Source organism: Grimontia indica (genome assembly GCF_000333895.2).
Taxonomy (GTDB): domain Bacteria; phylum Pseudomonadota; class Gammaproteobacteria; order Enterobacterales; family Vibrionaceae; genus Enterovibrio; species Enterovibrio indicus.
Genome location: NZ_ANFM02000047.1, coordinates 45,076 through 66,221, shown reverse-complemented (window position 1 = coordinate 66,221; position 21,146 = coordinate 45,076). Strand labels below are relative to the sequence as shown.

The 21,146-nt window shown below is 45.1% G+C and carries 19 protein-coding genes and 1 pseudogene; 12 read left to right on the top strand and 8 right to left on the bottom strand.

The features are described 5' to 3' along the window. Nucleotides 1–44: 44 nt before the first annotated feature. Nucleotides 45–2,219, top strand: coding sequence for a YccS family putative transporter (gene yccS / locus D515_RS22010; RefSeq protein WP_002541786.1), 2,175 nt, complete (start codon nt 45–47; stop codon nt 2,217–2,219). 14 nt (nt 2,220–2,233) lie between these two features. Here the strand turns inward: yccS and D515_RS22005 are convergent, their stop codons facing one another. Beyond that, nucleotides 2,234–2,851 carry a DUF4231 domain-containing protein gene (locus D515_RS22005; protein WP_002541785.1) on the bottom strand — a complete coding sequence of 206 codons (618 nt, stop codon included), beginning with the start codon at nt 2,849–2,851 and terminating at the stop codon, nt 2,234–2,236. 255 nt (nt 2,852–3,106) lie between these two features. Between D515_RS22005 and D515_RS22000 the strand changes: the two genes are divergently transcribed. Genes D515_RS22000 through sodN form a run of 3 tightly spaced genes read left to right on the top strand, consistent with a single transcriptional unit; the run spans nt 3,107 to nt 4,189 of the window. Then, a complete protein-coding gene (locus D515_RS22000; protein WP_002541783.1) occupies nt 3,107–3,472 on the top strand; it encodes a hypothetical protein in 366 nt (121 codons plus the stop codon). Nucleotides 3,473–3,488: 16 nt separating this feature from the next. Next, nucleotides 3,489–3,683, top strand: coding sequence for a hypothetical protein (locus D515_RS21995; RefSeq protein WP_002541781.1), 195 nt, complete (start codon nt 3,489–3,491; stop codon nt 3,681–3,683). A gap of 5 nt (nt 3,684–3,688) precedes the next feature. Beyond that, complete coding sequence (gene sodN, locus D515_RS21990; RefSeq protein ID WP_002541780.1) at nt 3,689–4,189, top strand: superoxide dismutase, Ni; 501 nt, start codon at nt 3,689–3,691, stop codon at nt 4,187–4,189. A gap of 1,399 nt (nt 4,190–5,588) precedes the next feature. On the opposite strand, the gene D515_RS21980 is transcribed toward sodN, so the two are convergent. From D515_RS21980 to D515_RS21970, 3 genes are all read right to left on the bottom strand, one after another. After that, entirely contained in the window at nt 5,589–6,119 is a 531-nt protein-coding gene (locus D515_RS21980; RefSeq protein ID WP_002541779.1) for a hypothetical protein, read from the bottom strand. A 107-nt stretch (nt 6,120–6,226) separates the two neighbouring features. Further along, nucleotides 6,227–6,934 (bottom strand): hypothetical protein, encoded by a 708-nt coding sequence (locus D515_RS21975; protein WP_039850502.1) that lies wholly within the window; start codon nt 6,932–6,934, stop codon nt 6,227–6,229. A 220-nt stretch (nt 6,935–7,154) separates the two neighbouring features. Further along, on the bottom strand, nt 7,155–7,724 hold the full coding sequence (locus D515_RS21970) for a hypothetical protein (RefSeq protein WP_002541777.1): 570 nt from the start codon (nt 7,722–7,724) through the stop codon (nt 7,155–7,157). A gap of 488 nt (nt 7,725–8,212) precedes the next feature. Between D515_RS21970 and uvrB the strand changes: the two genes are divergently transcribed. From uvrB to D515_RS21950, 5 genes are all read left to right on the top strand, one after another. Further along, nucleotides 8,213–10,195, top strand: coding sequence for an excinuclease ABC subunit UvrB (gene uvrB / locus D515_RS21965; RefSeq protein WP_002541776.1), 1,983 nt, complete (start codon nt 8,213–8,215; stop codon nt 10,193–10,195). 20 nt (nt 10,196–10,215) lie between these two features. Beyond that, on the top strand, nt 10,216–10,392 hold the full coding sequence (locus D515_RS25915; protein ID WP_002541774.1) for a hypothetical protein: 177 nt from the start codon (nt 10,216–10,218) through the stop codon (nt 10,390–10,392). Nucleotides 10,393–10,806: 414 nt separating this feature from the next. After that, nucleotides 10,807–11,115: a hypothetical protein gene (locus D515_RS21960; protein ID WP_039850495.1), complete on the top strand. Its 309-nt coding sequence runs from the start codon at nt 10,807–10,809 to the stop codon at nt 11,113–11,115. A gap of 34 nt (nt 11,116–11,149) precedes the next feature. Further along, a complete protein-coding gene (locus D515_RS21955; protein ID WP_002541773.1) occupies nt 11,150–12,136 on the top strand; it encodes a hypothetical protein in 987 nt (328 codons plus the stop codon). 9 nt (nt 12,137–12,145) lie between these two features. Continuing rightward, nucleotides 12,146–12,328, top strand: a complete 183-nt coding sequence (locus D515_RS21950; protein ID WP_039850493.1) for a hypothetical protein — start codon at nt 12,146–12,148, stop codon at nt 12,326–12,328. 168 nt (nt 12,329–12,496) lie between these two features. Here the strand turns inward: D515_RS21950 and D515_RS21945 are convergent, their stop codons facing one another. Beyond that, complete coding sequence (locus tag D515_RS21945; RefSeq protein ID WP_002541771.1) at nt 12,497–12,940, bottom strand: VOC family protein; 444 nt, start codon at nt 12,938–12,940, stop codon at nt 12,497–12,499. A 314-nt stretch (nt 12,941–13,254) separates the two neighbouring features. On the opposite strand from D515_RS21945, the gene D515_RS21940 reads away from it, so the two are divergent. Next, on the top strand, nt 13,255–13,779 hold the full coding sequence (locus D515_RS21940; RefSeq protein WP_002541770.1) for an RNA methyltransferase: 525 nt from the start codon (nt 13,255–13,257) through the stop codon (nt 13,777–13,779). A gap of 465 nt (nt 13,780–14,244) precedes the next feature. Beyond that, nucleotides 14,245–15,984, top strand: coding sequence for a hypothetical protein (locus tag D515_RS21935; RefSeq protein ID WP_002541769.1), 1,740 nt, complete (start codon nt 14,245–14,247; stop codon nt 15,982–15,984). Between the two features lie 264 nt (nt 15,985–16,248). Here the strand turns inward: D515_RS21935 and D515_RS26470 are convergent. After that, nucleotides 16,249–16,317 (bottom strand): annotated as a pseudogene (locus D515_RS26470) (Mobile element protein); the annotation flags it as partial. Nucleotides 16,318–16,790: 473 nt separating this feature from the next. Here D515_RS26470 and D515_RS21930 point away from each other — a divergent pair. Next, nucleotides 16,791–19,568 carry an AAA family ATPase gene (locus D515_RS21930; RefSeq protein ID WP_002541767.1) on the top strand — a complete coding sequence of 926 codons (2,778 nt, stop codon included), beginning with the start codon at nt 16,791–16,793 and terminating at the stop codon, nt 19,566–19,568. Between the two features lie 159 nt (nt 19,569–19,727). Here the strand turns inward: D515_RS21930 and D515_RS21925 are convergent, their stop codons facing one another. Together D515_RS21925 and D515_RS21920 are read right to left on the bottom strand one after the other, a co-directional pair. Then, complete coding sequence (locus D515_RS21925; protein WP_002541766.1) at nt 19,728–20,204, bottom strand: Dps family protein; 477 nt, start codon at nt 20,202–20,204, stop codon at nt 19,728–19,730. Nucleotides 20,205–20,348: 144 nt separating this feature from the next. Then, nucleotides 20,349–21,086, bottom strand: coding sequence for a glycerophosphoryl diester phosphodiesterase (locus D515_RS21920; protein ID WP_002541765.1), 738 nt, complete (start codon nt 21,084–21,086; stop codon nt 20,349–20,351). Between the last annotated feature and the right edge of the window lie 60 nt (nt 21,087–21,146).

Below are 21,146 nucleotides of genomic sequence, written 5' to 3'. Positions count from 1 at the left end.
TTAATCTGCTATCTTAGCCACACTTGCCTTAACGCTGCATTGAAATGATTTCAAAGAAAACTTCTCTTACATTCAGGGAATACTGGGCCAACAGCCGCATTAACTACAGTGTCCGCGTGTTTATCGCTCTCGTTGGTGTTGCCCTTCCTTGTTGGTGGTATGGCGCCTCAGAAGCGATCACACCACTGGTTCTTGGCATTATTGCCTCTGCACTGGCAGAAACAGACGACAACTTCTCCGGCAGACTCTCTGCGCTGCTCACCACCCTTTTCTGTTTCGCCGTCGCCACCTTCTCCATTGAGCTCCTTTTTGATTACCCATGGTGGTTTGTTACCGGTCTCACGACCTCAACCTTCGGTTTTATCATGTTGGGCGCGATAGGTGCGCGGTATGCCAGCATTGCATTTGCATCCTTGCTTATTGCTGTTTACACCATGCTCGGCGCGCACGAGTCACAAAACCTTTGGTATCAACCTTCACTTCTGCTGGCAGGTGCCGCGCTTTACGGGGCTATTTCACTGATTTGGCTGCTGCTATGGCCGCACCAGCCAGTGCAACAGAGCCTTGCAGCGCTGTTTAAATCCCTTTCCGGTTATCTTGACCAGAAATCAGAGATGTTCCACCCAAGTAGAGATTTAAAGCCACAGCCTTTGCGCCTGCGTGATGCAAAAGAAAATGCGCTGGTTGTCACCGCGCTAAACACAGCCAAGGCCGCGCTGCTGAACCGTGTACGTGGCGGCAGACTGAGCGACAGTAACCGCCAATACCTCAAGATTTACTTTCTGGCGCAAGACATTCATGAGCGAGCCAACTCCTCGCATTACCGCTATCAGGAACTGGCAGAAGTCTTCTTCCACAGTGATGTCATGTTCCGCCTGCAGCGACTTTTGCACCTGCAATCCAAAGCGTGTTTGGAAGTTTCTCAATGTCTGACTCTTGGACAGCCTTACCGACACGGAGAAGAGAGCGTAAAAGCGCTGGATGAGCTGAACGAATCCCTGCTGTATGTGAAAGCGCAGAACAATCCAGAATGGACACCATTACTGCCGCAGCTCGATTTTCTGTTCCGAAACTTAGCGACCGTCGAGCGCCAGCTTTCCAACGTCAGCAACCCGGATGCCACGCAAAGCGATGAAGACAAAGAGATCGCCGATTCAGATGCGCACGGCTTCCGCGACAAGCTTTCGCGCATTCGCGCCCAGTTAACACCGAAATCCCTGCTGTTCCGTCATGGCGTGCGTTTGAGCCTCGCTTTGGCGGTCGGTTACGGCATTATTCAGAGCTTTGACCTCACCCGCGGTTACTGGATTTTGCTGACAATCCTGTTTGTCTGTCAGGCCAATTACTCCGCCACGCGCAGCAAGCTGACCGAACGAATTTCAGGCACTTTGATTGGTTTGTTAGTGGGCTTACCGCTGCTGACCCTGTTCCCGGATTTAACCGGACAACTGGTATTAATGGTGCTGTTCGGCGTGCTGTTCTTTGCGTTCCGAACCACCCACTACGCCGCAGCAACCGCGTTTATTACCCTGCTGGTATTGATGTGCTTTAACCAGTTGGGTGAAGGTTACGCCGTGATACTGCCGCGCCTTGGCGATACCTTAGTTGGCTGCGCCCTTTCCGTGTTGGCAGTGCGTTTTGTGTTGCCTGATTGGCAGGCTCACCGACTGCGCGGGATCATGAAAGATTCCGTTGCGGCTAACCGCGATTATCTGGCACAGATCATTGGCCAATACCGCATTGGTAAGCGTGACAACATGGCTTACCGTGTCGCCCGTCGTGAAGCGCATAATGGTGATGCCCAGCTTACGACCGCTATCAGTAACATGCTGGCGGAACCTGGCCGGTATCGCACAGCCACTGATGAAAGTTTCCGATTCCTTTGCCTGAACCACGCCATGCTGAGTTATATCTCTGCACTGGGTGCACACCGCATGCAAATGGACGACGACAGCATTCACGAGTTGGTTTCCAAAGCGCACCGTGGCATTCACGAAGAACTGGATTGTCTGGTGTCGAAGCTTTCAGGCGAATCGTTCGAGAAAACGCCATGTCTGGATGAAGCGCTCGGCAAGCACCTTGAACGCTGGCGAGAAGAAGAAAGCAGCTCCGCCCGTATGGTGCTACAACAGCTGCATTTGATTCACCGCATCATGCCGGAAATGCACAAACTGACCGATGATCTGGCTAAGAAAGCGTTAAAGAGTTCGAAGTCTTAGCTGCGATATAACGATTACTTGCCCCCGGAGCCAAGTGCTCCGGTGCCTTTTGAAACATTGTCAAAAAAACCTGAGGTTTCATTCATCACAATACTTGATACTTGCTTATCAAAATCCAGCGTCGCCTTCTTCAAACTCTCAAGTGCTTCTGGACTATTCTCATCCAAATTTACCACGCTCAATTGCCATTGCCTTAAAGCGCTTTCCAGTTCTAGTTGAGCCACAATCTGACCACGCCAAGACTGCTCAAAGTGAAATGTTTGCAGAACTCCCTGAGAAAGCACAATGGCAGCGCCAATACCAACCGTCCATACTCTTTGGTCTTTGAAAAACGTTGGAAAAACTGCAACAACGGGCAACATCGCACCCAATAGAATGATGAGAATTGAGAGGACTCGGGTGGCATAAAACTTCCAAGGGGATTTATCTAGGTAGTACGCGTGGAGGTTACAATAACTTCCGTTGACATTTTCGTTGGAAAACAGCGTGGTTTGTTTCAAGCTTTCCAAATACGGTTTTATTACCTGACCGTCGCTAACGTCAGGTATCAATTGAGCAGAACAACTTGCTTCTTTCGCAGTGGTGTTGAAAGACAGCATCAAGAGAAAGAAAACCAATACAAAACGAACCATCTGACGCACCTGACTGAGTGAAGGTTTCTTTAAGCATCAGCCAAGGAAGCCTCTAAATAAGTACGTATTCTGAGACGCCTCTATAACTTCCCTTTCCCTCCAAGCCCTTCATACATCTCTTTTCCCCACTCTCGAATCTGCATCACATTTCGGGCATTCCAATTACTCTCTCTTTGGAACTGTCTTTACTTTCCACCCAAATCGATAATAATTATCACTTGCGAATAGTTATCATTATGATTGAGGCGCAGTGATATGGATGATTGGAGAAACTTGATATTGGCGGGGAACCAATACTTTGCCATTGATGAGATGGAGCATGCTGAAGACAACTACTTCGATGCCCTCACCTTGCTGGATGAGAACAGCGAGTCTCTGTTCACAGACCGCGAAAAGCTCTCAGCCTGGCTGGCCTGTCATCACAACCTCGCCACCGTTTACAAGCAATCAGATCAATCTGAACTCGCCCGATTCCACCTTGAATCGCCGCTGGAAATCATCGAAGTCCAGCTGAAAAAGGCCTCACCGGACCACCATCATTTTGTTGAGCTTCTAAAAGCTTATTCCGCCGGGCTCAGTGAATTGGTCGTGTTTAAACAAACTGCCCAACGCGCTGCCTGAGCGGCCGGAGGAAACCATGTTCAAGAACTTCACACTGCTTGCCCTTCTGTTTCTGTTCAGCACAGAAGTGCTCGCCCACAAAGGCCACGATCACGCGCATTGGACCGCCGATTTCATTCACTTCCTGTGGCTAATGCCGATCCTGTTTGGCTGTGCGCTCATCATCTTTGCGATTACTTATCTGGATAAGAAATCCAAGTCACGGAGATAACCACCATGCTTCATTCTTTGATGGAACACCTCGACCACACATTCTCTTTCGGCAGAGTCTCTGCCCACTGCGATATTCCCTGCAAAATCTACGATCCTGTCCACGCGCAAATCGCCGTACTGACGATGATCCGCATGATTGACCTGCTCAACGAGCTGCCGGAACAAGGTCTGACTAAGCAACAAAAAGCGACGTTTGCCCGCCTGATTGAACAGAAAGAAGAGCACGGTAAAAAGCTGAAAGAAGAAGTTCGCATTATCTGGGGAGATTATTTCAAGCAGCCACAGCTTGACCAGTTTCCGGAAATTCACTCCCTGACCCATGAAATCATGATGCTGGCATCAGTGGTTAAACAGGAATCAGACAAGGACGCAGCACTGAAACTGTTGGATAAAGTGAACCGCTTTGCAGAGATATTCTGGGCGACCAAAGGCGTGAAAACTTACACGGCAGACTGTCCCTATCTCCCCGAGTTGCCAACTGTGTATCCTGACCTCAAGCCCTAAGTGCCCAAAGCGAAACCTTTGAGATGCTGAAAATAATGCGTATTGCGGGCTCCTCAATGAGCCCGACACTCAACACTAATGACTACGTGGTCGGTCTTCTCCAACCTAGGTGGTGGCCGAAGTCGCGAAACCAAGTGTTTTTCTTTAACCACCCCAGTATGGGCTGGATAGTAAAGCGCTATCGCAAAACAGTCTTGGACAGCTTCTTCACATTCGGGGGAGACCATCCTGAGAGCATAAGCAGTGAAAGGATCGGACTCGTCGATGAACACCAAACTCTCTACCGAGTCCTGGCAGTCGTCAAGTCCGACCGCTGAGCTTCAACATGATGAGTTGTCGTGAGGTAACAAACACAGCCCGTCGTTCAAGTCGTTTAAATAGTTACTTCCTAACCAATAATGGCAGTCATAAGATACTGCATTATTCTTCGTCAAATCCTCTAGAGTGGGCGTTTTTCACGCATTCTTCGTAACTGCTTTTCGCTACCATTGAACTGATTAATCCGAACCCGCTAGCGTGGCAATCAGTGGTATGCCCTTTTTCGTTTGCTAGCGTCGTACTGTAGCTTGTGCAGCCTGAAACAATGCCCAGCATACATACAATAATTAACGATCTCATTATTTCATATCCTTCTAAATATAATAAGAAAAATTCCGGGCTTGAGTTGGACATATATCATAATACGCAGCCTGATAAACATTATTCCAACTGAAACCAAGCCCAGAATTTATGTTATAGCCTTACTAATTTAAAAGTTAAGCTTCATATTTAAGAAAAAACAACTTCACGCTTTCATATCTTCAAAAACCAAGAGGAATATATCAATCACAACAATCGATTTAAACAAATAAAACAACAAGTTAATGAAAAATAAAAATCACAAAGGGTGCAATAAAATCTATAAAGCCAAACCCTATATCAAAAATTAGATTAAAAAACCCATAAAATCAGAGCAATGAGATAAAATGAAGTAAAAATTGCATTAAACAACCCTAATAAAACGAAACACAATATATTAAGATAAGAAGCCACTTTAGGTGAGAATCCATAGACACGCCACCAAACGTCGAAGGAGTAAGTAAAAGAGTAAGAACAGATGACTGCTTGTGATATATTTAATCACTCTTAATTGTCTACTTAGTCATACAATAAAAGAAAAATAGAAAGAAAGAGAAATTCGTTACACCAAATAACACTAAAATAAAAACCGACCAAAATTGAGAAAGAAAATAAGTTAATTTCACACAAGGAAATCAAAACCAATCATTCTAGGAGTATTTCCGCTTTCAACCGTCTTAAAGTAGGTTTTCTTGTCAAAGTAATGATAATAACCCATTGACGACACCTTAGTTAGGAGCCGTCTTAGAGTAATAATTTCCCATACACAGTGCTTCTAATCTCAGAACTCCAGCACGCGGTTGAAAACATAGCGAACATATCCATCGCGCAACACTGTACCGCGGGAAACAAATTCCACTGTCCAAAGCGGATAACTTCTCGATTTCAGCCCCAGCGAGTCAACAAACTCCATCGCTTCTGATTGGGTGAACTCAACCTCTTTAGGGAACAGTTCTCCAACGTCCTCTGTCGACTGATCCTCGGGCGCTTCGACACGACAGTGGAAGACAGTATTGATGGGTTCAGGCTTGTATCGAAGAAATTTAGCGTAGAGCTTGGGATGACTTTTGATGTAAAGATCCAAGTCGTGTTCAGCCTCCCCTTTTACAGGGAATAACGAGTTGGGAGAAAAGAATTCCTGAGTAAATGCTGCCTTGCCCGTATCGTCGATAAACCGCTTCGCGAATACCAGCGTTTTATCTTCAAGTGCTTTGCGTGAAGGGCTGAATGCCTTAAAAAGCTCAATACGGTAGATCTGCCAAACACCAGATTGCGTGGTGAACACCCAATCGCCAGTTTTAAATTCAAACATCCATACCTCTTTGGCTGTTTTTCCAGCGCAAACTCCATTGTTCGTCATGCTCTCACTGCCGCTTCTATCAATACGACACGCTCAGCATTACCTTCGACAATCTGTCGTTAATCTTCCCGAGGTTCTTCAGGTGAAGGCATTGAAGGGTCTTCACCTGTAATATCCTGATAGGCGAACGAGAGCGCGATAACCGCCAAAACCGTCACATAGGAAATCATGAGGTTGGTTGCTAGAATGGCATACAGGGGATAATTTTCAGGCGCGGTATAGGCAATCAGCGCTGTGATGGGAACAAACACGATGCCAAAGATAAAAGGAGCAATCACCACCACGCCGATCATCAGCCAGGTTTTTTGCGCCGTTTGCGCCCAGGCATAAGGAAAAGAGACACCTTTTCCCATCGCAATCGCGGGGAACACCAAGCTAAGGCGGCACCCAAACACCAAGCTGATAATCAACAGGAAAATGAACAGCGAGCCTATCCAGTTCATCGCAAAGGCCATGAGCAAATACGCGACACCAAGCCCCATATAATGCAGCCAAAACCAAATCTCGATTTTGCCGAAGGTAAAGCGCCCAAAAGTCGGCACAGAATCCGGTCCCATTAACACAACGCGATGCACGTTTACCGCGAGAATGGTACTGAGCACACTCCACAAGAAGTAATCGACCCACTCCATCCACTCACTTTTAGAAGAAAACGCAGCCACTTCCAGTGCGGCCGTCAGAAGAATGGGGATGAGAGTGACGCGAAACAGCAACCCCTTGTAGCTATATGCAAAGTTAAACGCTGAGGAAAGAATGCTTCCAAACATCGCCAAATCCTTTTCAATCCATTGAACCCACTCGCCATAGCCGCGAGCCACTGCATCCTTTCACCAAACTATCGCAATTCTCCTTACAACTATCGTTCAAAACTAAGACACGATGGAGAATTTTGATTAGCAGGATGCCGCCGTTGAAAAAGGTTTTAGGAGATACGCCTTCCCTAGGTGATTCCCTAGAGAAGGCAGCAATAATGAAGGGGGGAATGACCTAGTAAATAATCACATCAGAGTCGCTGGCTCGGGGAGAACTCACCTGCCCGCCAGCACTGGGGTCAAGGTCAACTTGTAGCGTCACTTCCTCACGCTGCGGGCGCACAAACGTCGCATTCACGCCGACAAAGGAATAAGTGCCAGCAGGGAAAACACCGCCATTGCCGATGTAGGTAAAAGTGTGGAGACCACCGACCGAGCTGTATGCCCAATCTGCATTACTCACGTTGCGACCGTTTAAACTCATCAATGTTGGATCATATTCCACCCCAAAGTAATCGCCTGACGGAAGGGTAAATTTCACCGGATGGACGCCATTGCTATCGACGCCATTAATTTCGCCGACGAACACCACAAAGCTCATGTCGCCGACATCCTGACCTGCAAAGTTAGTCGATCCGGTTATGATGCTCGTGACATAGCTCGGCGGGTTAAACGTCAAGAAAGGGAGTTTTTCTTCAGCGCTGGCCGCATGGCTAAACAGGATAGACAGAGAGAAAACTGCCGCCAAGACACCGGAACTTTTCATGGTTTTTAACGATTGGGTAAAGCTCGAAAACGGACGCATACTCATACCTCTTTGCAATGCAGAGAATGCAAACAGGTAAAAGTGAAATATTGGCCTGCATTCCCGCATGAATCAGATACACAACCGGCGAATCCGGCTGCGCTCGATACATTGAAGCGTTGGCAGACTGACTGTCATTCCTACTTCTAGGGCGCCGCATTCACACGAAAACGGTTCCCTACTCTGACCTCACCAAGTGTTCAATCAGTAAATAAGCTAATGAAGGAAAACAGGAATGGAAAGGTAATCAGGCAGGCATTGATAGGCGGATACATCAATTCAAACACTGACTACATATCTAAGATATTTATACGTGGAGGTACAAAAATCTGAGCGGTTTTGCCAGAAATCACACGTCAGACAATCCACACCCCGAACAAACACCCATTCCAATCAACATTCCCAAACCTAGAACGCTATTCGGTTTGACAGGTCCCTACACACCACCCTTTACTTGATGATTACCTTTTTTGACTAAGGAATCAGGCATGGGTCAGGAAACCTTTTTGCTTCACTCAAAGAACGCACCGGCCGGTGATCAGCCGGAAGCCATTGCCAAGCTCATCGCCGGCATTGAGGAAGGGAAAACCCACCAAACACTCCAAGGTGTCACAGGGTCTGGCAAGACATTCACCATGGCAAACATTATTCACCGTTTGCAGCGCCCTACCCTTATCCTTGCCCATAACAAGACACTGGCTGCGCAGCTCTACCATGAAATGTTGGCCTTCTTTCCAAAAAACGCGGTGGAGTATTTCGTCTCCTATTACGATTACTATCAGCCAGAAGTCTACATTCCGGGCAGTAACCGATTTATCAGAAAAGACTCCGCCATCAACGCGCAGCTTGAGCGGCTTCGGCTTTCCACTACCAAAGCGCTGATTGAGCGAAAAGACGTGATTGTGGTGGCGTCAGTTTCTTCCGTTTATGGCTTAGGTTCACCAGATGACTACCGCGCGCTCCAGATTCCGCTTCAACCCGGAGACCGGTTGAACCTCACAACACTGGAGAACCAGTTAGCCAAACTTCACTACGAGCCAGGCGGTGAGCCTCTTTCTCGTGGGAGTTATCGCATCAGTCCGCATAAAGTAGATATCTTCCCGGCAGATTCTGAAAAAGATGCGATAGTGGTGATGCTCGACAACGCCCAAACCATCACTCAACTGCTGAGAGTGGACAACGCCACGGGCGAAATTCTGGGTGACCTGGAACATTACCGTGTCTCGCCAAAGACCCTCTATTCCACTTCACCGGAACAAATTGCCCGCGCGTGCAAAGCGATAGAAGCTGAGCTTGAACAACGCACTGCCGAACTCAGTCGCAACCATCAAGTCGCAGAAGCAGCAAGACTTTATGAGCGCACCACACGGGATTTGGAGATGCTGCGGTTACAAGGTTACTGCGGAGGCATTGAGAACTACGCGTCGTATTTGACTGGCCGTGACCCCAGCCTTCCTCCCACCACCCTGATGGACTATCTCCCCAAGGGGGGGCTGCTGTTTATTGATGAATCCCATGTCATGGTGCCGCAGATCCACGCCATGTATAAAGGTGACCAAAGCCGCAAAGACACACTGATTGATTACGGCTTCCGCCTGCCTTCTGCCAAATTCAACCGCCCTCTCGCCTTTGAAGAGTTTGAGAAGATAAAACCACAGACCATTTTTGTGTCAGCAACACCCGGCGACTATGAAGTAAAACGCTCCGGTGGTGTCGTCGTCGATCAGGTGATCCGCCCAACCGGATTGCTGGATCCTGAGATCGAGATAGTGCCATTGGCACAGACTCAGGAAGACCTGCTGCGCCGCATTCGAAGCTGTATTGAACGCAAAGAGCGAGTATTAGTGACTACCCTCAGTAAGCGGAGTGCAGAAGCCCTTTATCAGCAATACACCGATGAGGGGATTCGCTGCCAGTACATACACAGTGACGTTAAAACCGAAGACCGCATTGAGATTATTCGCCAGCTGCGACGCGGCGAATTGGATGTGCTGATTGGTATCAACCTGCTGAGAGAGGGGCTGGATATTCCGGAAGCGTCTTTGGTTGCAATACTCGAAGCGGATCATGCGGGCTTTCTACGTTCCACCGAGGCACTCATCCAAATCATTGGCCGCGCGGCCCGCAATGCCAATGGTAAAGCCGTGCTCTATGCCGACAAAATCACCCCAGCCATGAAAAGCGCGATGGATGAATCCAACCGCCGCCGGGCAAAACAGATCGCCTACAACGAAGCGCATCAACTGCAGCCTAAGAGCTCAAACCGGACGATTGACCCGACAATCAACGCCCCCACAGAAAACAAAGACCCGTCCATGTGCACCACGCTTGAAGAGCTTTGCCATCGCATCACACACACTGAGCGAGAACTGTTCAGGCTTTGCTCGGAAAAAAATGCAGAAAAACGTGCTGACACCGATGCGCTGCGACAAGAGCTTGATGCCCTGTATCGACAATATATTTTTATGTAGCGGCACAGCTCGTTTTAAGCATGGATAAACAAACAAGGAACAGACCCGCTGAGCCTTTCTACCGACGTAACATCTATGATCACAACAGTATCGACAACGATATCGATGGCGTGCGCTCGCTGTTTTATGTTGGCTGGACGGATGATACGGCTGACGTGATTTTTTTCTTGATCAACTTTAAACGCAGATCTCTTTAAAAAGTCATCACCTCAACGCCAACCACCCTAGAACGAAAGCGTTTGTAAGGGAAGCGCTGGCGTTAATCATCCACCTTTTGATTGACCGGGATTGAACTGGTCAAGCTGACATCTCATCTCCACCACGTTTCCCTCTGGGTCTTCTAGATAGATGGAATTACCATAACCTTGCGCGCCATATCGGCTGGCAAATAACCATGGTTCTGCCAGAAAATATAAAATCTTACTAATACTCTCTTTAATTCCTTCAAACCCAATTAAAAATAAAGATACCGTATGACAGCATACATTCACTCAATCAAGCCGTAGCACGCCATTATTGGCGCCGTCAATGAATTGTTTAAAAACTAGACAGACGTCACTATTAGCCCCTGATATATATGACAGTATAAAATTAAACCTTTGGAATATTCAGTGGAAGTCAGCATTGCTTATATTTATCAATATAAACGTATGAAGAGATTATTATTTTTTGCTGTTCTTCTCATTACAACACAGGCTTGTACGGTAACTTACGTGCAAGAGGATGGTAGTAAACGAATAATTGGTTTCGCTGACATAGTTATAGAAGAGCCTAAAGACAAGGCTATACACAAAACATCAGTGAAAAACATAGGCATTACCATTTTTAACTCGGCTTTGATGGATGGTATTGGAGTAGGGTATACCGAGGAGTCGATCGTTGCTGTTGGTGATAATACCTGCGTTCTTATAGAAGAATAATGAACATAATCATTAATTTATTTAAGGCGGCAACATGAAAAAGAACATATTGATCTTTTTAGTCACCCTCAATTTAGCAGCATGTGCCACATCAAATAGCGTAATGTTCTACACAAAAACATCTATCAGCATACTGGATGCCGATACTGCTCCGGTTGGTGTGAGCATTGGTTATGAGCGTGATGAAGGCTTTATCGGACCAAGATACGAGAATGGCGCAGTCCCACCTGTCATTGCTTCAGTTGAATCAAACGCTGAAATCATAAACCCTACCGTTAGCGAGCTTTATGCCACAGGAGGGGCAGCCATAGCAGCAACAGACAAGAATTATCAACCTTCCTCCTCACCACCTTTAAGTGGCAATAAAGAACTAATGTTTTTTGGTACCTCCACCTCATTGGGGCTTTCTGTTAACGCACTTAATAACATGCCTAACAGTATTTCAATCGGATACAAAAGAAAAACACTCAGCTATATTCCACTTGGAACTGACCCCCAAAACAAAGTTGATACCTATCCATCAGTTTTCGCATCAATAGAAACCAATATCCAAACAATCGAAAAAGATGGCTCCTACAGCCAATTAACACCTTCTGTAAAGAACAAGCAGTATATCGCCACTGGGGTGTCTGCCGAAAACATTGCCAATGAGCTAAAAGGTAAGTTCATCGAACGTGCCAAAAATCCTTTCAATCAATCCGCTTTGTCCGCCTCTCTACTAGCTTGTTACTTTGGGGTTAAAGACGAACAAAAACTAAGCGTATGGAGAGATGCCGATCACTTCGATCTTTATCACGAGGCGGAGGACAAGAAAGGAACCACGTTAAAAGACCTTGAGAAATTACATGGTGAAAACGAGATCGATAAGGCGGATAGAATTTATTCCAGCCTAGTTATTATAAACATCGAACAAGGTTTAAATCAGAGAAACAAAGACGGTGAGAAGCCAGACATAGAGCGAGCCAAAAATCTTGCTCGCCACAAAGATGCCGTTTGTATGCTTTCTAGAGGAAATACATGAGGATAGCCCATGACTAAAACAGTGAGATGCGTTGACTGTGATACCGCTAAGGCGGAGATTGAAGAGTCAGGTGTTTTGGAAGTAGTTAGCTGCAATCCCATTCGGACTTTTGATGAAAGCGGTAACGAAGTGATTCAAGTTGACGAAAATGGATATGAGCTATGCGAATTGGAATTCAAAGTTAAAATCTGACCTTTCGCCTGCCATCTGAAAAAATGTCCAAATAACATTGGGTGTACCGATAAGAACGAATAACTGCACTTAAAAGAGTGTTGGAAGCCGCTCAATAAACGTTGCAAATAATCACAATCCTAAGTGCAGTGGTTCGTTACTGAGCTAGTTAAGGCGTCAGCTTCAACACTAAACTTGAGGGAAGCCGAGAGGTGCAGGATTGAACTGGTCAAGCTGACATCTCAGCTCCACCACGTTTCCTTCTGGGTCTTCAAGGTAGATAGAATTGCCATAACCTTGCGCGCCATATCGGCTGGCAAAATCTTCATGGGCAATCCCGTGAGCGTCGAGGTGGTCGAGAATGCTTTGTTCAGACACCGCTTTAATCTGCAGACAGAAATGATCCACGTTGCGTTCTGATTGGGTGGGAGCGCCGCCGCCCATCTTACCCAGCCTGCTGTCCACCACCACGATATCGATCAATGCATTGCCCGCTCGCAATTGCGTTAAGCCGGTTTCCGGTGGGGTTTCACGTTCAATCGCACAACCCAACACCTCGGTATAAAACCGCAACATCTCTTCCAGTTTGGTGGTTCGCAAAACAATGTGGTCGATGGCCAACACTTGGATCATCGTACAGCTCCTTTCGATATTGAGTGACAGCTCATTAATCATAGGAAATCGCCCTGCCCTCACAACTTAGCCAGACCATGATGCGATGTGGACTTCACAATCACTGTGCCTGTTGCAGAGTCTGTAGCACGCCTTTTTGTCATCCTGCCAGATCGTAACTTTTGGTAACGATATTTGGCTTAGCTTGGCCTGGCTTGACTTAGCTTGGATTAATCACGGATTAACCCTCATCGCCATCCTTCTCGAATATTTGCTAGAATGCTGCCCTTTCAGACTTTACCAGCAATACAAACTTGCACAGAGAGATGCATTCCATGACAGAACCGCGCGTAATCATTGGCCTATTTAACCCAAAAAGCCCAACCAATGTGGGAGGCGTGATGCGTGCCGCCGGATGCTATCAGGCAGACAGTGTCGTCTATACCGGTACGCGATATGACCGCGCAGCCAAGTTCTACACAGACACCCAAGATGCGATGGAAACCATTCCCCTGACCAACGTCGAATGTCTAGTAGATGACCTGCCGTCTGACATGAAAGTCGTGTGTGTGGAATTGGCCGTCGGCGCGACGCCGCTTCCGCATTTTGAACACCCAGAGAAGGCAATTTACATCTTTGGCCCAGAAGACCACTCTCTGCCTCAAGCGGTGGCAGACAAAGCGGATCACGTTGTGTATGTGCCGACGATTGGATGCATGAACCTCGCCGCGACAGTCAACGTGGTGCTGTATGACCGTCTTGCAAAGGCTGAAACCTCACTCGCTGGCGATGACTTAATTCGCCAAAGCCGCGATAGCCGCAATCGCCTTACGGTAAAAGCCTCCACCGAAACGGCGTAAACCAACCGCTCAGAAACCAATAAGGCCGTCATAAGACGGCCTTTCTTTTGCTCTTCATTCCTTCCCTTTCCAAGGGGAAGGCTAGGATGAGGTTTGGCGCTTATGCCCTCACCTGCTCATGCCTTTCCTGCACCAATCTCTCATTATGCAACTTGTTGGTTTTATTGATAGAAGTCGCAATATTAGTACGGGCTTATGGATAGAATGTCATCCATTTTTATAGACATAATATTTATATATGTTTGCATTTATAGGCTAGTGGGTGTTTGGGTGAAGTTTCCAATTATTTAGAGTAATCCTATTTAGCCAGGCTGGGTAAAGTATGTATTTGATTAACTTAAAAGCTGAAGGTTTTCGTTTATTTTGGAAGCGAACTTAGCGTCTAACTCACAAGCGGACTAAATGTGATAGTTGGTGAAGATAAAAGTATGACTTCAGTTCAATTGAAGATTATAGGAAATATATGTGATTAAAATGAAAATAAAAAACAATCCTTTCAAACTATCTAAAATTTCTCCTTTTTTTCAGGTTAAAATAAAAGGAAACAAGCGCTATAGTAGGAAGAAATTTGGGAAGCTCTTGTATAAATATTGTAACGCGGATAACAAAAGAAGAGTGATTAGGATAATAGGAAATTATGAAAGACCCACATCGAATATTTATATTTTATCTGTATATACACTTCCTACTTGGTATAAAGAAAAAATTGACACGTCGAACATCACTAAAAATAGCATTCTCAACATTACTAATGAGATAGTAATAATCAATGATTATAGTGAATATCTATATATTTACTCGAGCGACAATAAGATACAAGAAATTGTAGAAAAAATTATTAGAAATCACTTTTCAAAGCCTGAAGTTGATATAAAAAAGATATATAACATTATTAATAATGAAAGCTTTAAAATTAGAACAATGGGTTTGGTTAACACGTTTGGTGCGGGAGGGATCGCTGTTGAATCAAAATCTTATTCTGGTAAAAACACTAAGTATTCTTTGACACCTTCCTTTGATGCTGGATACAGTTTTAATTTCTGCATTGCATCCACAGAAGATTCAGATTTAGGTGCCAGTGTTGGTTGCTCCGCAAAGAAAAGAAAAGTTTGGAGTGGTTGGTGTTCAGGCATAACTGAATTCAATGACAAGTGTAATTTTCTAACAAATATCCTCAATGAAGAACTATCTTTTAAATTACCGATTCTCGTTTTACCTGTCTCTTCACCAAGTAAATCATTAAGTGTGATAGCTTTCTATGTCGACTATACAGTCAAAGATAGAGGAAATCTTTATTTCAACATAAATGGAAAAGTTGTAACTGACTGGCACATTGAAAGAAAAGATGAAAAAAATCAAGAATTCATAATAGGGGACTCAATGCATAAATTTACCATTGAGATATCAAACCCCAAAAATATACCAAAGTTCAGATACTTAGATAAAAATAAAAATATTAAAGTATTTTTCAGTGATGATCCATCTGAGACCAAGAGGAAAAGAAAAATAGATTTCATCGAGTATCTTAATGAGCATGGTAACTACACTATTTTATTTGATAATGCCTATGCATACCGAGATGAGAGTCACTGGTTTGACAATAGACTTAAACATCCATTCGTATCTAAAACCTATAAAGAAATATCATGGAATGGTGTTGATATAACTGCAGAAGCAAAAGCCCCCAAAGCCCCATTCCTAAAGAATATTTCTGACGCCACATTGGATTATATATACGAGAGGATAGACTCAGATGAAATATTAGCAGTCATAGAGGACAATGGGGCTAACGAGGTTGCTGATCACATTATAGTCTGTAAGGATCATTTAGTATTAAGTCATGAAAAGTTCTCAGAAGAAGACTACTCTGGTCTCAGAGTAGGCGACCTTCAGGTTGTTATAGCTCAGGCCATAAAAAATATGAAATATTTCTTCCCAATATCATATAACGAGAGAATAATCAGGCTTTTTGATAATGCAAAGTATCTTGACCTATCTATTCGAAGCCCACAAGATCTATATTCTTGTATAGAAAATGCTATAACGAGTCAAAAATCAAAGAATAAAATATGGATCGTTCAACCAGGAATTTCATATTCTAAGCTAGAAAGTTCGGAAAATAACAAAATCCATATATTGCTAAGCTTTATCGATAGTGTCGCAAAAACGAATAACTCCGAGTTTAAATTCTTCTGTAACAGTTAACAACTGACGGAATATTAAACTTGATAAACACAAAGACCGCCTCACGGCGGCTTTTTGTCTTACAGAACGTCGCTTGCTTTAATCTTTTCAGTTTGAAAAGAGGAAGACAAGTAGTAAAAGCAGTGTTTCCCTCATTCGGTTAACCGCTTAATTGGACGAATATTTGCAAAGTTCTGCCTTATCTTCGAAGCCTAAATGACGTTTGGCTTGAGTTATCTCGGTCATAGGCAACAAAAACATCAGGCAAAGACCTGATTGTTAAAGGATGGAATTGAGATCAACATAGGTCATCGCAGCAGCCAACGCATTTTCATCCAACAATGCCTGGCTCTTATGCCCTCGCCTGCTTATGCCTTTCCTGAATCAATCTCTCGATATGCAACTTGTTGGTTTTATTGATAGAAGTCGCAATATTAGTACGGGCTTATAGATAGAATATCGCCCATGTTTATGTACATGCTGTTGTGAAGTGTTTGGGTGTTGAGGCAGATAGTACTTGGGTGATGTATTCTGTGATTAAGCAAAACGCTTTTTAGTGTTTGGCGTTAAACATCGCAAATTGATATTGCCCCTTCCTTGTTGGCGAAAGATAACGTCATCAGTCTCATTTCGAGAGTTTCCGTTGGCTTTTTTAATGCCAAACGGTATTGGTGTGATACACCCTGTCTTGTCGCGTCTTCTTGTTCGCGGATATTCTTTATAGAGCGAGAGTATCATTGTCTCCACAGCAACCCTACCCTTCCTATATTTCTGTTTTATATATTAATTTTCTGCGAGTGTCGTACGCGCAAATCGAGGAGTATGTAATGCGTCTTGTCCATGCTATATCGGGTGAAAAAGTTGATGTCAGTGACGATAGTGCTACTCATTGGGTTAAATCAAGTACCCCATGGATGCCTTACATGGAAGCTTCTGAAAGTACTGTTCTGGAACAAGGTGAGCACGCTTCTAACGGTCAGTGTCATGATGGCCAAAAGCCTCACTCGGCTTTGCTTGAAGATATATTGGAGTGGACACAATCCCTACCCTGTTGGTTAAGGGATGCAGCCAGACGCTTATTTGAAAAAGAGAGCAATTTATCCAGACAAGACTATGAGGAGCTCTATGCTCTTATGAAAATGGAGGCAGGGGTATCCGAGAAAGAAGAGTTAACTCCATTGCCGTTAACCAAACATCATTTGCCATCTACATTAAACTCAGAAGATGTAGTTGTCATTAAGTCAATGAAAGAACTAGATAATGTAAATAGAATTAGCCCTCAAGCAAAACTAGATTTTATTCCTAATGGAATGACAATTGTCTTCGGAGGTAACGGTTCTGGTAAGTCTGGATACTCACGTGTTTTAAAAAAGGCTTGTAGGGCAAGGGATCAGTCTGAGCCTATACATCCAGATGCCTCCGATGCATCTTCTGCATCTAAAGTACCTTCTGCTCACTTTGATATTGAGGTCAAAGGGGCTACTAAGACGCTTCAGTGGTCTCGAGATAATGTTTCTCCAGATGAGCTATCCACCATAACAGTGTTCGATACAAGGTGTGCTCGTTCAATACTAACAGCTGAACAAGAGGTTGCTTATTTACCCTATGGTTTAGACGTTGTTGAAAATCTGGCTAACAAAGTCATCCCAGAACTCAAAGAAAGACTTATCGACGAAATCAAATGTTTAGATGTGGATTTGTCTCCGTTTAATTATTTGAGGGGAGCAACGCAAGTTGGGACTATGTTTAGTCAGAGTGGGGGCGAAACTGACCCTGAATTCGTAAAAAAACTAGGTACTCTTTCTGAGGGTGAAAACAACAGATTACAAGAGCTTGACAAGGTTTTATCCAGTGATGACCCTCTGGTGAAAGCAGAAGAATTAAGACTGGCAAAAGAGCGTCTTAAAAATCTAGCTGATGAAATTGGTAAAGGTGCAAGCTGGGTTTCGGATGCGGCACTTAAAAAGCTTGAAAAACTAACAACAGAAAAACGAGAAGCTGAAAAAGCTGAAGCTGCAGCAGCTGAGGCATTGTCTGCAGGAGAAAGCCTGCTTCCTGGTACAGGTGCACAATTATGGAAAACTCTGTTTGAGGCAGCGAAGCGATTTGCCGTAGAAGGGGGCTCTAAAGATAGCTTCCCTGAGCAGGATGGAGAGCAATCATGCCCTCTATGCCAGCAAACACTTACTGAGGATGCCAAGGGCCGCCTTATTCGTTTTGATAATTACGTTAAGGCAGAAGTGTCTTTATTAGCGAAGCAAAAGACACAAGATCTCGCCAGTGCAGTGACTAAAATACAAGGCGCTACTCTGAAGGTAAAAATGCTTAAAAGCCAATCTGATGAGATTCGTATGCTTGACGAAGGTTTATTAAACCGCATTTCAGATTTCGAAGCTAGCGTAGAACAAAGAAGAGCATCAATGCTCACAGCTGTTCAAAGCTATGATTGGTCGAATATTCCGGATTTGAAAAGCAACCCAAGGTCAGATATACGTCTATTAGCGTCTAGGCAGCTAAAAGCTGCACGAAGCTATATTAAGTCATCAGATCCAGAAGCCAGAGGTAAACTTGAGCAGGAGAGAGCGGAACTTGCTGCAAGACTTGAGCTATCAAAAGTACTTTCGACCTTTTTGGTAAAGCTTGAAAATATTAAAATGAAGTCAACTCTAGAACAGTGCAAGAACTCCTTAAACACTAGGCCGATATCTGCTAAATCTGGAGAGCTTGCGAGCAAAGCCGTCAGTGAGGAGCTCAAGGAAGCTTTGAACCGAGAATTGAAGGCGTTTGGCATTGAACACATCGGTGCGTCCTTAAAGAATCGCACCGTTCAAGGTCAGATACTTCAAAAGATGGTCCTGGATATCCCAAATACAAGAACAAAGATCGAGGAAGTACTTAGTGAAGGAGAGCAGAGAGCAATAGCACTTGCATCTTTCTTTGCAGAGTTGTCTACAGCGAACCATTTGGGAGGAATCGTTTTTGATGATCCGGTGTCATCGCTTGATCATTGGCGTAGAATTAACGTGGCCAAACGGTTGGTTGAAGAGGCTAGTAAAAGGCAAGTAATTGTATTTACACATGACACCTCTTTTCTAGGCCAGCTTCGCACTGAGCTAGATGATACAAACACCGTACATCGATTTATGTATCTAGAAAGAGACCAACGTGCGGTAGGTTATGTCCGAGAAGGACTTCCGTGGGGGCATCAGAGCTACAAAGAACGTCTGACATCATTGGAGACTGAACAGCGGGAGTTAGCGGCTCAATGGTCACCGTACCCGAACGAATCTCAGATTAGGCAACTAAGACAGCTATATAGCGAGTTGAGATCTACTGTTGAAAGAATTATTCAAGACGTTGTTTTCAATGGTGTAGTAGCGAGATATCGTGATTGGGTCAAAGTTAACATGTTGAAAGGTGTTGTGGGTTTTGAAATGGGCGAACACGATGACATCGAGCGAATATACAAGCGTTGTTGTGAAGTAGTTGAAAGTCATGACCCTTCAGGAGACAGAGGGATAGCATTGCCAACAGCTTCGGACCTAAAAAATGATATTAATGACCTTAGAAATGTAATTAAGAGAATCACGGCGCGAAGAAGTTAATACTTTTTAAAAAAAGATAGAACTTGTATGTCTTATCCAGTTCGTGCGTAGGAGCATTAAGTCAGAAAAGACTTGATCTCTCTGTAACAAAAAACACAAAGACCGCCTCCCGGCGGTCTTTTGTCTTACGGAACATTGCTTGCTTTTAATCTTTTCGGTTTAGCCGTTTTCACGCATGGCGCGGAGCATCCAGGCCGTTTTCTCGTGCTCTCTCATACGGTCTGAGACCAGTGATGCGGAAGATTCATCGTCGGCAGCCTGCGCAACTTTCAGCACTTCCCGTGCTGTACGCACCACTTGCTCGTGACCTTTGGTGAGAATATCCACCATGTCATCAGCGCTTGGTACACCTTCCACTTCTTCAATCGCGCTCAGTTCAGCAAAGGCTTTGTACGTGCCTGGTGCGGCAACGCCAAGTGTACGGATGCGCTCTGCGATTTCATCGACAGCCAGCGCCAGTGCGTTGTAGTGCTCTTCAAACAGCAGGTGCAGTTCGCGGAATTGTTTACCGGTAACATTCCAGTGAAAGTTGTGCGTTTGCAGGTACAGGGTGTATGAATCCGCCAATAGGCGTTTCAGCCCTTCTGCGATCGCGATTCTGTCTTTTTCTTGAATGCCGATATTGATGCTTGTCATAACCCTATCCCCTTTTGTGTCGGCTTCCGCAAATGGTGCGTCGCCTTAATGTCTATGGAGATATCTTATGATGGGAGAAGTGATAGGTATAATCGTTGGTGTTTATAGATTCAATCTGTCATACCTATCACTGAGTGTGGGGTTTTAGCCGTTGCGGTAACGCGACGGGAATTGGTGGCCGATGTCGGTGAATACACCGTCTACGCCCCAGTTAAAGAGCTGGTTGGCGCGCATCAGGCTGTTTACCGTGTACACGTTCACTTCTAAGCCAAGCCCTTTGAACTCTTCCACTTTGGCTTTGGTCAGGCCTTCATCGGCGACATGGATGGTGTCTGACTGACAGGCCTGCATAATGGCAAGCCAATCTGTTGGCATCTCTGCTTCGAACAGGCATGCGACGGGAATGTCCGGGCAACGGCGTTTGAATTCGGCCAATACCAGTGGGTTGAAGCAGGAAATCAGCACGCTGGCGTCTTTGTTGAGGTTTTTCATGCCTTCAATCACGCCGCTGATGAGCTTCTCGGTGTTTTCCCAACTGCTGGTGCAGGCTTTGATTTCTATGTTCGCATTGAGCTTGAGAATGTTCATCAGGGTGATGAACTGATCAAAGGTTGGTAGCTTTTCACCGATAAACTCGTCTCCGAACCAGCTTCCGGCGTCAATGTCTTCCAAATCTTCGCGGGTGAAGTCGTAGAGACTTCCTGAATGGTCAGTGCAGCGGTCGAGGGTATCGTCATGGCATAGTACGATAGTGCCATCGGCGAGGATATCCACGTCGCATTCGACCCATTTCAATCCGTGCTCCGCACAAAGTGAAAAAGCAGCCAGTGTATTTTCAGGGGCCAGGGCTGACATCCCCCTGTGGGCGTAAAGGGTTTTCATGGTTTTTTTCTGTTTTGTTTGAGTGACTAAAACTTACATCAAGTTTTGTGTTTACGACAT